Origin of the sequence: Achromobacter pulmonis, assembly GCF_021733725.1 — a bacterium.
In the GTDB taxonomy this organism is placed as follows: Bacteria; Pseudomonadota; Gammaproteobacteria; order Burkholderiales; family Burkholderiaceae_B; genus Achromobacter; species Achromobacter pulmonis.
In genome coordinates this window covers 1,326,015-1,338,327 of sequence record NZ_JAIFOT010000001.1, presented here as the reverse complement: position 1 = coordinate 1,338,327, position 12,313 = coordinate 1,326,015, and the positions used below count along the sequence as shown (strand labels likewise).

Annotated in this window: 13 protein-coding genes and 1 pseudogene; 10 read left to right on the top strand and 4 right to left on the bottom strand. The window is 67.3% G+C overall.

All coding sequences use genetic code 11. From position 1 onward, the window contains the following. The first annotated feature begins 4 nt into the window (after nucleotides 1–4). On the top strand, nucleotides 5–760 hold the full coding sequence (locus K2W61_RS06125) for an SDR family oxidoreductase (protein ID WP_236755200.1): 756 nt from the start codon (nucleotides 5–7) through the stop codon (nucleotides 758–760). A gap of 7 nt (nucleotides 761–767) precedes the next feature. Then, nucleotides 768–935 (top strand): annotated as a pseudogene (locus tag K2W61_RS06120) (peroxiredoxin); the annotation flags it as partial. A 3-nt stretch (nucleotides 936–938) separates the two neighbouring features. On the opposite strand, the gene K2W61_RS06115 reads toward K2W61_RS06120, so the two are convergent. The 3 genes from K2W61_RS06115 to K2W61_RS06105 all read right to left on the bottom strand — a co-directional run bounded on the left by K2W61_RS06115 (nucleotide 939) and on the right by K2W61_RS06105 (nucleotide 3,505). Further along, nucleotides 939–1,943 (bottom strand): LysR family transcriptional regulator, encoded by a 1,005-nt coding sequence (locus K2W61_RS06115; protein ID WP_175140207.1) that lies wholly within the window; start codon nucleotides 1,941–1,943, stop codon nucleotides 939–941. A gap of 132 nt (nucleotides 1,944–2,075) precedes the next feature. Then, nucleotides 2,076–2,513, bottom strand: coding sequence for a cupin domain-containing protein (locus K2W61_RS06110; RefSeq protein ID WP_236755199.1), 438 nt, complete (start codon nucleotides 2,511–2,513; stop codon nucleotides 2,076–2,078). A 113-nt stretch (nucleotides 2,514–2,626) separates the two neighbouring features. Next, nucleotides 2,627–3,505: an RNA polymerase sigma-70 factor gene (locus K2W61_RS06105; protein WP_175131893.1), complete on the bottom strand. Its 879-nt coding sequence runs from the start codon at nucleotides 3,503–3,505 to the stop codon at nucleotides 2,627–2,629. 309 nt (nucleotides 3,506–3,814) lie between these two features. On the opposite strand from K2W61_RS06105, the gene K2W61_RS06100 reads away from it, so the two are divergent. Next, entirely contained in the window at nucleotides 3,815–4,927 is a 1,113-nt protein-coding gene (locus K2W61_RS06100; RefSeq protein WP_175131892.1) for a porin, read from the top strand. Nucleotides 4,928–5,171: 244 nt separating this feature from the next. Here the strand turns inward: K2W61_RS06100 and K2W61_RS06095 are convergent, their stop codons facing one another. Continuing rightward, nucleotides 5,172–5,432, bottom strand: a complete 261-nt coding sequence (locus tag K2W61_RS06095; protein ID WP_175131891.1) for a hypothetical protein — start codon at nucleotides 5,430–5,432, stop codon at nucleotides 5,172–5,174. Nucleotides 5,433–5,639: 207 nt separating this feature from the next. Here K2W61_RS06095 and K2W61_RS06090 point away from each other — a divergent pair, with 207 nt between their 5' ends. From K2W61_RS06090 to K2W61_RS06060, 7 genes are all read left to right on the top strand, one after another. Next, nucleotides 5,640–6,764: a cupin domain-containing protein gene (locus K2W61_RS06090; RefSeq protein ID WP_175131890.1), complete on the top strand. Its 1,125-nt coding sequence runs from the start codon at nucleotides 5,640–5,642 to the stop codon at nucleotides 6,762–6,764. Between the two features lie 90 nt (nucleotides 6,765–6,854). Further along, nucleotides 6,855–7,766: a fumarylacetoacetate hydrolase family protein gene (locus tag K2W61_RS06085; RefSeq protein WP_175131889.1), complete on the top strand. Its 912-nt coding sequence runs from the start codon at nucleotides 6,855–6,857 to the stop codon at nucleotides 7,764–7,766. A 46-nt stretch (nucleotides 7,767–7,812) separates the two neighbouring features. Further along, on the top strand, nucleotides 7,813–8,982 hold the full coding sequence (locus K2W61_RS06080) for an ABC transporter substrate-binding protein (protein WP_175140202.1): 1,170 nt from the start codon (nucleotides 7,813–7,815) through the stop codon (nucleotides 8,980–8,982). Next, entirely contained in the window at nucleotides 8,979–9,893 is a 915-nt protein-coding gene (locus K2W61_RS06075; protein ID WP_175131887.1) for a branched-chain amino acid ABC transporter permease, read from the top strand. The genes K2W61_RS06080 and K2W61_RS06075 overlap by 4 nt, the downstream gene beginning before the upstream one ends. Continuing rightward, complete coding sequence (locus K2W61_RS06070; protein WP_236755198.1) at nucleotides 9,890–10,876, top strand: branched-chain amino acid ABC transporter permease; 987 nt, start codon at nucleotides 9,890–9,892, stop codon at nucleotides 10,874–10,876. The genes K2W61_RS06075 and K2W61_RS06070 overlap by 4 nt, the downstream gene beginning before the upstream one ends. Beyond that, nucleotides 10,866–11,633 (top strand): ABC transporter ATP-binding protein, encoded by a 768-nt coding sequence (locus tag K2W61_RS06065; protein WP_175131885.1) that lies wholly within the window; start codon nucleotides 10,866–10,868, stop codon nucleotides 11,631–11,633. Before K2W61_RS06070 ends, K2W61_RS06065 begins: the two co-directional genes overlap by 11 nt. Beyond that, the gene (locus tag K2W61_RS06060; RefSeq protein WP_236755197.1) at nucleotides 11,620–12,312 is read left to right on the top strand and encodes an ABC transporter ATP-binding protein; all 693 of its coding nucleotides are present in this window, start codon (nucleotides 11,620–11,622) and stop codon (nucleotides 12,310–12,312) included. The genes K2W61_RS06065 and K2W61_RS06060 overlap by 14 nt, the downstream gene beginning before the upstream one ends. Nucleotide 12,313: the final 1 nt, after the last annotated feature.

Below are 12,313 nucleotides of genomic sequence, written 5' to 3'. Positions count from 1 at the left end.
CAGCATGAAGATCCTGGTAATCGGCGGCACAGGCCTGATCGGCGCCAGACTCGTCAGGCGGCTTGTCGAGCGCGGCCATGACGCAATTGCCGCATCGCCCGCGACGGGCGTCAACACCCTTACCGGCGAAGGCCTGGACGCCGCGCTGGCCGGCGTCGACACGGTGGTCGACGTGGCCAACTCGCCATCGTTCGAAGACAAGGCCGTATTGGCGTTTTTCCAGACGTCGGGACGCAATCTGCTGGCCGCCGAGGCGCGCGCCGGTGTGCGCCACCACGTGGCGCTGTCGGTGGTGGGCACGCAGCGGCTGTCCGAAAGTGGCTATTTCCGTGGCAAGATCGCGCAGGAGGCCCTGATCCAGGCGGCCGGCATTCCCTACACCATCGTCCATAGCACGCAATTCTTCGAGTTCCTGGCCGGCATCGTGCAGTCGAGCACCGAGGGCGACCAGGTGCGGCTGTCGCCGGCCTACGTCCAGCCGATCGCTGCCGACGACGTGGCGTTGGCCATGGCCGATGCGACGCTGGCCGCGCCGGTCAATGGCATCGTGGAAATCGCCGGGCCTGAGCGCGTGCGCCTGGCCGAGCTGGCGCAGCGCTATATGGCCCGGATCGGCGACCTGCGAAGTGTGCAGGCGGATGCGCAGGCGCGCTATTTCGGCGCGGCGCTCGATGACGCGACGTTGGTGCCAGCCGCCGGCGCGCGCCTGGGCGCGATCGACTTCGATACCTGGTTCGGCCGCTCGGGCGCGCGACCGTAGCGAAGGGCTCGCCTTTGGTCGCGACCCGGTCGATGGCCTGTTCGCGTTGAGCGCGGACGTCAACATCCATCTGCCCGGCGTCGACCAGGCGCTGGTGCGCGACACCGAGCGCCTGTGTCCCTACGCCAAGATGACGCAAGGCGGCATCGAAAGCGTGGTGGCGCTGACGCAATGAGCGTCACGTGGCAGGCGGCGACAGGCTGTCGATGATCTGCAGGTCCAGCGCGCGGATGCGTTCGGTCATGTAGTCGATGAAGACGCGCATGCGCGTCGGCAGGTGCTGCCGGCTCAGGAAGCACAGGTAATGTCCGCGGTCGTCCGGCGCGTGGTGCGGCAGGCAGGCCACCAGCGTGCCGGCGCGCAGGTGTTCACAGGCCTGGTAGCCGGCGATCTGCGCCAGGCCGTGGCCGTCCAGTACCGCCTGCAACACCAGGTCGGCGTCGTTGAACGTGAGCATCGCGGGTGGGGTCACTTTGCGCAGGCGGCCGTCGACCTTGAATTCCCATTCGTAGACCCGGCCCGAGGCCAGTCGGAAGTTGACGCAGCGGTGGCGGCCGATGGCGTCGACGCTGTCCGGCAGACCGTGGCGTGCCGCATACTCCGGCGAGGCGCACAGCATCATCTGCATGGGAATCACCTTGCGGGCGATCACCTGGCTGTCTTCCATGCGGCCATTGCGGAACGAGATGTCGACGCGGTCGGTGGTGAAGTCGGTGGGGCCGTCGTCCAGCAACAGTTCCACCGAGATGCCCGGATGGGCGGCGCGGAACGCCTGCAGCAGGGGCGCGACCACCTTGCGGCCGAACCCCACGGTCGAGCACACCCGCAATTGGCCCGCGGGCGGCCCCTCGCGCAGCTCGCGCATGTCGTCCAGGGCCCGCACGATGTGTTCCACGCCGGGGTGGCACTGTTCATAGAAGCGCTTGCCTTCGACGGTCAGTGAGGTGCTGCGGGTGGTGCGCAGGAACAGGCGCGTGCCCAGTTGGTCTTCCAGCTTCTGGACGCTGCGGCTGACGGCCGAACGGCCGATACCCAGGCGGTCGCCGGCTTTGGCGAAATTGCCTTCGGCGGCGACGGCGATGAAGGCGACCACGCCGGCATAGCTGGTGGCGAAACTGTCGGCCAGCGAATCCGACGCGGCGCACGCGGGGGAAGAAGACGAGGCGAGAGGGGAGATCGACATGATGGCGGCTCGGCGAGTGGGTTGATCCTACCCTCCAAGACGCGGCGCCCGCCGGCTTTGTGACATCGTCCCCGAAAAAAAGCGGTCTGCATCGGCGGCCCCCGGGGCATGCGGGGCCGCCATGGGTATTGCCTACTGGATGGGAACCAGCGCGGGCGCGCCGGGATTCTTGATCAGCACCACCAGGAAGCGGGCGGGCCGGGTCTGGCTGGCGTTGCGCCCCACCGTGTGAATGTCGTCCGGCCCTTCGTAGTAGGTCTGGCCGGCGGTCAGGGTGACCGCCTTGCCGCCCTTGACCTGCATGACGATGCTGCCTTCGAGCACGTAGACGAAGGCGGAGGCGTCATGGCGGTGGATGGGGTCGGCGGCGCCGGGCGGGTAGTCGACGGTGATCATCAGCGCTTCCTTGCCGGGGACGCCCGGCAAGGCCTTACTCATGAGTTCCGTGACGACCGGATCGGCCGCGCCGCCGGTATGCGGGGAATGGGGGGCGGCGGCCTGGGCCAGCGGGCCCAGCAGCGACACGCCGACGGCGGCAAGGGTGATGGCGATCTTTCCGGGCGTTGACATGGCCGGTCCTCGATTCAATGGAGACAGGCGCATCGTAGAAGTGCCGCCGGCCAGGCGGTAGTCCCCTGCAGGGGATCACCATGTTGCCCGCCAGGCACCAACGCGGCGGGCGCTCAGGCGTGGGCCAGCGTGGCGGCGATGCGTGCCAGTTTGTCGGGATTGCGCTGCACCAGGACGCGCGTCAGGCGTTCACCATCCGTGTCGTAGGACTGCACGGATTCGAGCTGGCCGTCGATGAAGCGCAGCAGCGTCCATTGCCCATTCACTTCGACCACCTCGATGCGCAGCGCATCGCGGTAGCGGCGCTTGCCCGCATAGAACAATTGCGCCAACCGTTTGCCACCCACCAGGCTGGCGAAGCTGCCGACCTTGCCGCCGCCATCGCCGATGAGTTCGGCGTCATCGCTCAACAGGGCGTGCAGGCCATGGAAATCGCTGCGCTGCATGGCGTCGGCGAAGGCCAGCAGCAGGCGCCGCAGCGTGGCCCGCGGCACGGCCTCGCGCGGGGCGCCCTGGCGCAACTGCAAGCGGGCCCGGTGCACCAGCTGGCGGACCGCGGCGGGACGCTTGTCCAGGGTCCGCGCGATGTCTTCGTAGTCGGCGTCGAAGACATCGCGCATCAGGAAGGCGGCGCGGGCGTCCGGCGACAGGCGTTCCAGCATGAACAGGAACGCCACCGATACGTCATCGGCCCGTTCGTGGATCTGCTCGGGCGTGGCCGGGGCGGCCATCAGCATGGGTTCGGGCAGCCACACGCCGACGTAGCGTGCGCGCTCGGCCTTGGCCAGGCGCAGGCGGTCGATGGCCAGGCGGGTGGTGGTGGTGACCAGCCACGCCTCGGCGTTGTCCACGCGGGCGCGGTCGGCGCCGTGCCAGCGCAGCCAGGCATCCTGCACCACGTCCTCGGCCTCGGCCACTTCACCGAGCATGCGGTAGGCGATGGCATACAGGCGGGGGCGATGACGATCGAACTGGGTCACCGAATCGGTCATGGCGGGGAGGAGAGGGAAGGCAGGGTACGAACATTTTGCCGCAGCCGGCCGGGGCCAGACAAGCCGCGCGCACTTTCATAGCACATCGCAATGACAGGCCTGGGCACGTGGGCGAGGCCAGGGCGGATGTCGGCTGCGCGCCACGATGCCGTCCGATTCCCGTGAATTGCGCGGATTGCGCGGCTTTTGCGGCGCCGCGCAAAAAGACTGACATACAGCGTCCCTAGAATCCGTTCCGGTCATGCGCGGAAGCCGCCGCCTGCGTGCCGCTCCGCATATGCATGTCTTGTCAATCAACGGGAATCTGTAATGAAGAAAACTCTGCTCGTCACCGCTCTCTTCGCCGCGCTGTCCGGCGTGGCGCAGGCTGAAACCTCGGTGACTCTGTACGGCCTGATCGATACCGGCGTGGGTTTCCAGCGCATCAAGGGTAACGATGGCTACAAGGAATCGAAGGTCGGCATGTCCAACGGCGTGTCCAGCGGTTCGCGCTGGGGCCTGCGCGGTGCCGAAGACCTGGGCGATGGCCTGAGCGCGGTGTTCACGCTGGAAAGCGGCTTCAACTCGACCAACGGCCAGTCGGGCCAGAGCGGCCGCCTGTTTGGCCGCCAAGCCACCGTCGGCCTGAAGAGCAATGCCTGGGGCCAGCTGGACTTCGGCCGCCAGACCAACATCGCTTCGAAGTACATCGCCCCGATCGATCCGTTCAGCGCCAGCTACGGCCAGGCCAACGTGGGCGCTGCCTTCAGCGCCGCCAACACGGTCCGCTACGACAACATGGTCATGTATCAGACCCCGTCGTTCAGCGGCTTCCAGTTCGGCTTGGGCTACTCGTTCAACGTGGCCGACACGACCTCCGCGCAAACCGGCTTCAAGACCGCCGACAACACGCGTGGCATCACCACCGGCCTGCGCTATGTCAACGGTCCCCTGAATGTGGCGCTGACCTACGACCAGTTGAACCCGGCCAACCAGCTCGGCACCGACGAGACGCCGAAACAATGGATCATTGGCGCTTCGTATGACTTCGAAGTGGTCAAGCTTGGCCTGGCTTATGGCCAGACGCGTGACGGCTGGTTCGGCGGCCAATCGATCAACGCCTTCGGCAGTGGCAGCCCCGCCGCCAAGGGCCTGAGCACCAATGCGATCGCCAAGGACTTCAAGTCGAATGCGTACCTGGTCGGCCTGTCGGCGCCGCTCGGTGGCGCTGGCAACCTGATGGTGTCGTGGCAGCGTGCCGACGCCAACAACACCTCGTTGACGGGCGACGATGCGACCATGAACATCTACAGCCTGGGCTACACCTACAACTTGTCCAAGCGCACCAACCTGTACGCGCTGGCGTCGTATGCGACGAACTTCGCCTTCGTCGACGGCGTGAAGAGCACCGTCGGCATGGTGGGCGTGCGTCACCGCTTCTAAGCGGCGGCCAGCGCTCCGGCGGCGCGCGCGGGATGCGCGTTGCCGGAGCGCCGCGGTTGTATTGAGCGGACTGGGCGTCTTACCCGGCCACAGACGCGAAAAAAGCGGCCACCTCCCTAGCTCCACTCTCAGTCCGCTCACCCCAACTTCGGCGGGATGCGCACACGTTCAGCGGTCCATGCGCCGCCGGCGCCGCGATGTGGCGTCGGCGGCGTTGGCATTGGGCGCGGCCAAGGCGGCGCGGTCAGTCGTCCAGCGACGGCACCGTGCCGATCTGCGCCAGGATGCGCGGCGACTCCATGTCGCCGGTTTCCTTGTCGATCATGACCTCGTAGGCGGCCACGCCGGCGAACTTGGCAGCCATGGCGTTGGCGATGCGGATGGCGCCGAACTCGCTGCTGGCGGGCCGGATCTCGCCGGGGGCCACGCCATTGGCGGCGGCGCGGTAGGGAACGACGATGTATTGGATGACGTGAGTCTGGGCGATATGGGCGGCTTCGGACACAGGAGTCTCCTGGACGACGTTTCTGGGGCGAGCGAAATGTAGCACGGTGAACTGTGTTTTTGTACAGTATTTTTCGTGGCGCTGACGGTTTTTTTCGCCAGGAATGACGGGCTCAAGGAAAACCCCTAGCGCGCAATCATTGCCCGATTCCACCGTCACCTCTAATATTTTCGAAAATCTTTTGATTTTTATAAAAAGAGGCAAGGGATGGAAGCGAACAGGTACGACGCCTATCGGGAAGACACCGCCGGCCGCGCCAACGTGGCGGATTCGCCCGAGCGCATCGCCTATTACCAGGACCTGGCGCGGCTCGAAACCGGCGCGCTCTGGACCGTCGCCAACAAGATCGAACCGTGGGCGCCGCGCTCGGCGTCGGTGCCGGTGGTCTGGCGCTACCAGGAGCTGCGTGGCCACGTGTTGCGCTCGGCCGAGCTGGTGTCGCCCGAAGAAGCCGGCCGCCGCGTGATCTACCTGAACAACCCGGGCCGGCGCGACGTCGCCGCCGCGGTCGGCTGGCTGTATTCGGGCCTGCAGGTGATGCGGCCGGGCGAACTGGCCTCGGCGCACAAGCATTCGCATTCGGCGCTGCGTTTCATCATGGAAGGCCAGGGCGCCTTCACGGTGGTGGACGGCCACAAGATGACGCTGGGCGCGAACGATTTCGTGCTCACGCCCAACGGCACCTGGCACGAACATGGCGTGGCCGAAGACGGCACCACCTGCATCTGGCAGGACGGCCTGGACATCCCGCTGGTCAACGCCTTCGAGGCCGGTTTCTATGCCGTGCATCCCGACCTGAACCAGACCGTGACGCACCCGGTGGATGACACCAGCGCCGCCTGGGGCAATGCCGCGCTGCGGCCGCAGACGACGGGCTGGACCAAGCCGTATTCGCCGCTGTTCAAGTACGAATGGGAGCCCACCTACGAAGCGCTGCGCCGCCATGCGCGGGTGTCGGCGGGCAGCCCCTACGACGGCATCCTGATGGAGTACGTCAACCCCGCCACCGGCGGCCCGGTCATGCCGACCATCGGCGCCAGCATGCAGCTGCTGCGTCCGGGCGAGCACACCAAGGCGCACCGCCACACCGGCAGCTTCCTCTACCAGGTGGCCAAGGGCAGCGGCTTTTCGGTCATCGACGGCAAGCGCTACGACTGGACCGAGCGCGACATCTTCTGTGTGCCGTCGTGGGCCGTGCACGAGCACGCCAACCTGTCGTCCAACGACGATGCCTGCCTGTTCTGTTTCAACGACCTGCCGGTGATGCGCGCGCTGGCGCTGTACCGCGAGGAAGCGGTCAAGGACAACGACGGCCACCAGAAACTGATCTAGCGGCTGGCGCCCACCCTACTGAATCTTTATCCGCCGCCCGGCGCAAGCCGGGCGCCTGTCTCAACTCGTTTTGAATTTCCTGGAGTTCCTATGCGCTTGGTAACTTTTCGCGCCCATCCCACCGCCGCCGCCCGCCTGGGCGCGCTGGCCGAAGGCTATGTGATCGACCTGGCCCTGTTGGGCGCGGCCGGCGGCGTGGCGCTGCCGGACGACATGCTGGCCTTCATCGATCTGGGCCCCGTGGCCGTGGCGCAGGCCGCCAGGCTGATGGAGGCGTACCGCGGCGCCTGGCCTGTGGGCACCGCGTTGCCACAGGAGAACGTCAAGCTGCTGGCGCCGATTCCGCGCCCGCGCAAGAACATCTTCGGCATCGGCCTGAACTACGTCGAACACGTGGCCGAATCGAGCCGCACGCTGGATACCTCGGCCGACCTGCCCAAGCAGCCGGTGATTTTCTCCAAGCCGCCCACTACCGTGATCGGCCCGGGCGATCCCATCGAGCATAACGCCAAGATCACCCAGCAACTGGATTGGGAAGTGGAACTGGCGGTGATCATGGGCCGCCGCGCCTCGCGCGTGGCCGAGGCCGATGCGCTGTCGTACGTGTTCGGCTACAGCGTGATGCTCGACATGAGCGCGCGCGACTGCCGCCGCGCCGGCCAGTGGATCTATTCCAAGGGCCAGGATACCTATGCGCCGTTCGGCCCCTGCATCGTCACGGCCGACGAGATTCCCGATCCGCAGGTGCTGGACCTGTGGCTGACGGTCAACGGCGAGAAAAAGCAGGGCTCGAACACGCGCCACATGTTGTTCAAGGTGCCATTCCTGATCGCGGACATCAGCGCCGGCATCACGCTGGAGCCGGGCGACATCATCGCCACCGGCACGCCGGAAGGCGTGGGCGCGGGCCGCAAGCCGCAGGAATGGCTGTGGCCGGGCGATGTGGTGGTGGCGTGCGTGGAAGGCATCGGCACGCTGCGCCATCCGGTGGTGGCGGTCTAGGCGAAATTCCGGCGCGCGTCGCGCGGCGGTCTCCAAGGGGAAAACAATGATCAAGCAAACACTGTGGGCGGCGGGCCTGGCCTGGACGCTGGGCGGCGCGGCGCAGGCGGCCGAACCGGTCAAGATCGGCTTCATCGCCACGCTGTCGACGCCGGCCGGCTATATCGGCGAGGACGAGCGCGACGCCTTCAACCTGGCGATCAAGCAGGGCGGCGGCATGCTGGGCGGGGTGCCGGTGCAACTGGTGATCGAGGACGATGGCTTGAAGCCGGCCAACGCCAAGCAGGCGGCGGACCGCATGCTGCAATCGGGCATCAAGCTGTTCACCGGCGTCAACTTCTCGAACGTGCTGGCGGCGGTGGTGCCGGGCGTGGTCAGGTCGGGCGCGTTCTACGTCAGCCTGAACCCGGGGCCGTCGAACTTCGCCGGCGAGAAGTGCGACCAGAACTACTTCGTGGCTTCGTACCAGAACGACGCCTTCCACACGGCCGGCGGCGTGGCGGCCAACGAACTGGGCTACAAGCGCGTGGCGCTGCTGGCGCCCAACTACCAGGCCGGGCGCGATGCCATCGAAGGCTTCAAGCGCACCTACAAGGGCGAGGTGGCCGCCGAGATCTACACCAAGCTGGACCAGTCGGACTTCTCGGTCGAGCTGGCGCGGGTGCGGTCGCTGGCGCCGGACGCGGTCTACCAGTTCCATCCGGGCGGCACCGGCATCAACTTCGTCAAGCAGTACGCGGCGGCGGGCCTGAACAAGACTGTGCCGATGCTGATGCCGAGCTTCTCGATGGACGCGCGCATGATCAAGGCCACCGGCGAGGCGTCACTGGGCGCGTACACCACCGGCATCTGGTCGCAGGACTTCGACAATCCGCAGTCCAAGGCCTTCGTGCGGGCTTTCAAGGAGGCCTATGGCCGCGTGCCCACCGACTACGCCATGCAGGCCTATGACACGGCGCAGCTGATCGGCGCCGGCCTGAAGGCCACCGGCGGCGACCTGTCGCGCCAGGCCGAGTTCCGCGCTGCGCTGCGCCAGCCGGCGTTCGCCTCGCTGCGCGGCAAGTTCAGCATGAACACCAACCAGCACCCGGTACAGGACCTGTACCTGATGCGGATCGAGAAGGATGCCGACGGCAACCTGGCGCCGCACCGGGTGCGCAAGCTGGTGTCCGATGACAAGGACGCCTACGCCCAATTCTGCAAGATGCCGTCATGACCTTGTTCTTCGAACAGATGCTCAACGGGCTGCAGTTCGGCGCGATGCTGTTCCTGCTCGCGGCCGGGCTGACCCTGATCTTCGGGATCATGGGCGTGGTGAATCTGACCCACGGCTCGTTCTACATGGTGGGCGCGTACTGCGCGGCCTATGCCATCGGCACCACCGGCTCGTTCCTGGCGGGCGTGCTGGCGGCGCTGCTGGGGGCGGGGCTGTACGGCGTGTCGGTGGAGTTGCTGGTGATCCGCAAACTGTACAAGCGCGATCACCTGTACCAGGTGCTGGCGACGTTCGGCCTGCTGCTGTTCTCCAACGAGGCGGTCAGCCTGATATTCGGGCGGCGGCCGCCGCTGGTGGGCATCCCGTCCTTCCTGGAAGGCGCGGTGACGCTGGCGCCGGGGTTCCAGTATCCGCTGATCCGGCTGTCGTTCATCGCGGTCGGCGCGCTGGTGGCCGTGGGGCTGTGGTGGCTGGTGAACCGCACCCGCATCGGCATGCTGATCCGCGCCGGCGCCGACGACCGCGAAATGGTCGACGCGCTGGGCGTGGACATCAAGAAGCTCTACACCCTGGTGTTCGGCCTGGGCGCTCTGCTCTGCGGCCTGGCGGGGGTGATGGCGGCGCCGCTGCTGGCGGTGGAAATCGGCATGGGCGAACGCATCCTGATCACCACCTTCGTGGTCATTGTGATTGGCGGCGTGGGCTCGGTGCGCGGCGCGCTGGCGGGGGCGCTGCTGGTGGGCATGGTCGACAGCATGGGGCGGGCCTTCCTGCCGCAACTGCTGGGCGCGGTGTTTTCCCCGGCCACGGCCGATCCGCTGGCGGCGGGCCTGGCATCGGCCAGTATCTATGTGTTGATGGCGATTGTGCTGATCGCCAAGCCGGGCGGCCTGTTCCCGGCGCGGGGATGATGATGGCAAAGAGACTTTCGAATCGCGCGCGCTGGGGGCTGGCCGGGTTGATCCTGCTGCTGGCGCTGCCGGGCGCGGCAGCGGCCACGGACACGCCGTTCCTGGTCGGCGTGGTGACGCGCTTTCTGATCTACGGCCTGGCCGCGGTCAGCCTGGACCTGGTGATCGGCTATGGCGCCATGGTCAGTTTCGGCCATGCGATGTTCTTCGGGCTGGGCGGCTATGCGGTGGGCATCATCGCCTTCCACACCACGGAAGCCGGGCCGCTGTTCGGCTGGGCCGGCAGCAACGCCGCGCTGGTGGTGTGGCCGATCGCGCTGGTCGTGTGCGCGCTGGCGGGCTGGTTGTTCGGCTACCTGGCGCTGCGCACGCGCGGCGTGCAGTTCATCATGATCACCCTGGCGTTCGGGCAGATGGTGTATTTCATCCTGGTGTCGCTGCAGTTCTATGGCGGTGACGATGGCTTGATGATCTCGCAGCGCAACGTGCTGCCAGGCCTCAACCTGGAGAATCCGCTGACGTTCTACTACGTCTGCCTGGCGCTGCTGACGATCTGGACGCTGCTGTGCATCCGCATCACCAACTCGCGTTTCGGCATGGTGTTGCAGGCGCTGCGCCAGAGCGAGCGGCGCGCCATCAACCTGGGCGTGGCGCCCACGCCGTACCGCCTGAGCGCCTTCGTGCTGTCGGCGGTGGGCACGGGGCTGGCGGGCGTGCTGTGGGCCAACTACGCCGGGCTGGTGACGCCCGACATGGCGGCCTGGACCAAGTCGGGCGAGCTGATGGCGATCGTCATTCTCGGTGGCGTGGGCACGCTGCTGGGCCCGATCGCCGGCGCGGCGGTGTTCCTGGGGCTGGAGCAGATGCTGTCGTCGCTGACCGAGCATTGGCTGCTGTACATGGGGCCGATATTGGTGCTGGTGGTGCTGTGGGGCCAGAAGGGTCTGTTCGGCCGCCTCTTGGAGACGCGCCATGCGGATTGAACCCACCTCCCTGCTGCGCCTGACGCAGCTGCGCAAGGCGTTCGACGCGGTGGTCGCCACCAATGGCGTGGACCTGGACGTGCGCGCCGGGGAAATCCACGCCATCATCGGCCCGAACGGCGCCGGCAAGTCGACGCTGATCGCACAGATCTGCGGCGAGATCCGGCCGGACTCGGGCACCATCGAGCTGGACGGGCGCGACGTGACGGCGCTGCGCGCCTTCGAGCGCGCCCGACTGGGGCTGGGGCGCTCGTTCCAGATCACCGAACTGTGCCAGGAATACACCGCGCTGGAAAACGTGATCCTGTCCAGCATGCTCAAGGGCGGCCGCGCCTTTGGGGCCTGGTCCGATCCGCGTCGCGATGCCGGCCTGAAAGCGCAGGCCATGCAATGGCTCACGCACGTCGGGCTGGCCGAGCGCCGCCACGTGCGCACCGCGGACCTGGCCCACGGCGAGAAGCGCCAACTGGAACTGGCGGTGGCCCTGGCGCGCGCGCCGCGCCTGCTGCTGCTGGACGAGCCCATGGCCGGCATGGGGCCGGAGGAATCGGCGCGCATGACGCGCCTGCTGCTGGGCATGAAGGGCGACTACGGCATCCTGCTGGTCGAGCACGACATGGATGCGGTGTTCGCGCTGGCCGACCGCATCAGTGTGCTGGTCTACGGCAAGGTGGTGTTCAGCGGCGCGCCCGACGAGGTGCGGCGTCATCCGGAAGTGCGCGCCGCCTACCTGGGAGAAGAGCATGTTGAAGGTTGAGGGCCTGACCGGCGGCTACGGGTCGAGCAAGGTGCTGTTCGGCATGGCCTTCGAGGCCGCCGAGGGCGAGGTGATCTCGCTGATCGGCCGCAACGGCATGGGCAAGACCACCACCATCAAGACACTGATGGGCATGCTGCCGGCCACCGGCGGCCAGGTGCAATTCCGGGGCCAGGCGCTGTCGCGGCCGGCGCCGAGCGCGGTGGCGCGGCTGGGCGTGGGGCTGGTGCCGGAAGGGCGCCGCGTGTTCGGCTCGCTTTCGGTGGAGGAGAACCTGGTGGCCACCTCGCGCGCCGCGCCCGGCGGCTGGGACCTGGCGCGCGTCTACGCGCTGTTCCCGCGTCTGAGGGAACGCCGCGCGCAGTCGTCGCGCACGCTCTCGGGCGGCGAGCAGCAGATGCTGGTGGTGGGCCGCGCGCTGATGACCAATCCCAAGCTGCTGATCCTGGACGAAGCCACCGAAGGGTTGGCGCCGCTGATCCGCCAGGAGATCTGGCGTTGCCTGCGCGCGTTGAAGGCCGAAGGCCAGACCATCCTGGTGATCGACAAGAATCTGCCCGAAATGGCGACGCTGGTGGACCGCCACTACATCGTCGACAAGGGCCGCGTGGCCTGGTCCGGCGCGCCCGCGGAATTGTCCGCGCAGCCCGAACTGGCGCAACGTTATCTCGGCATCTGAC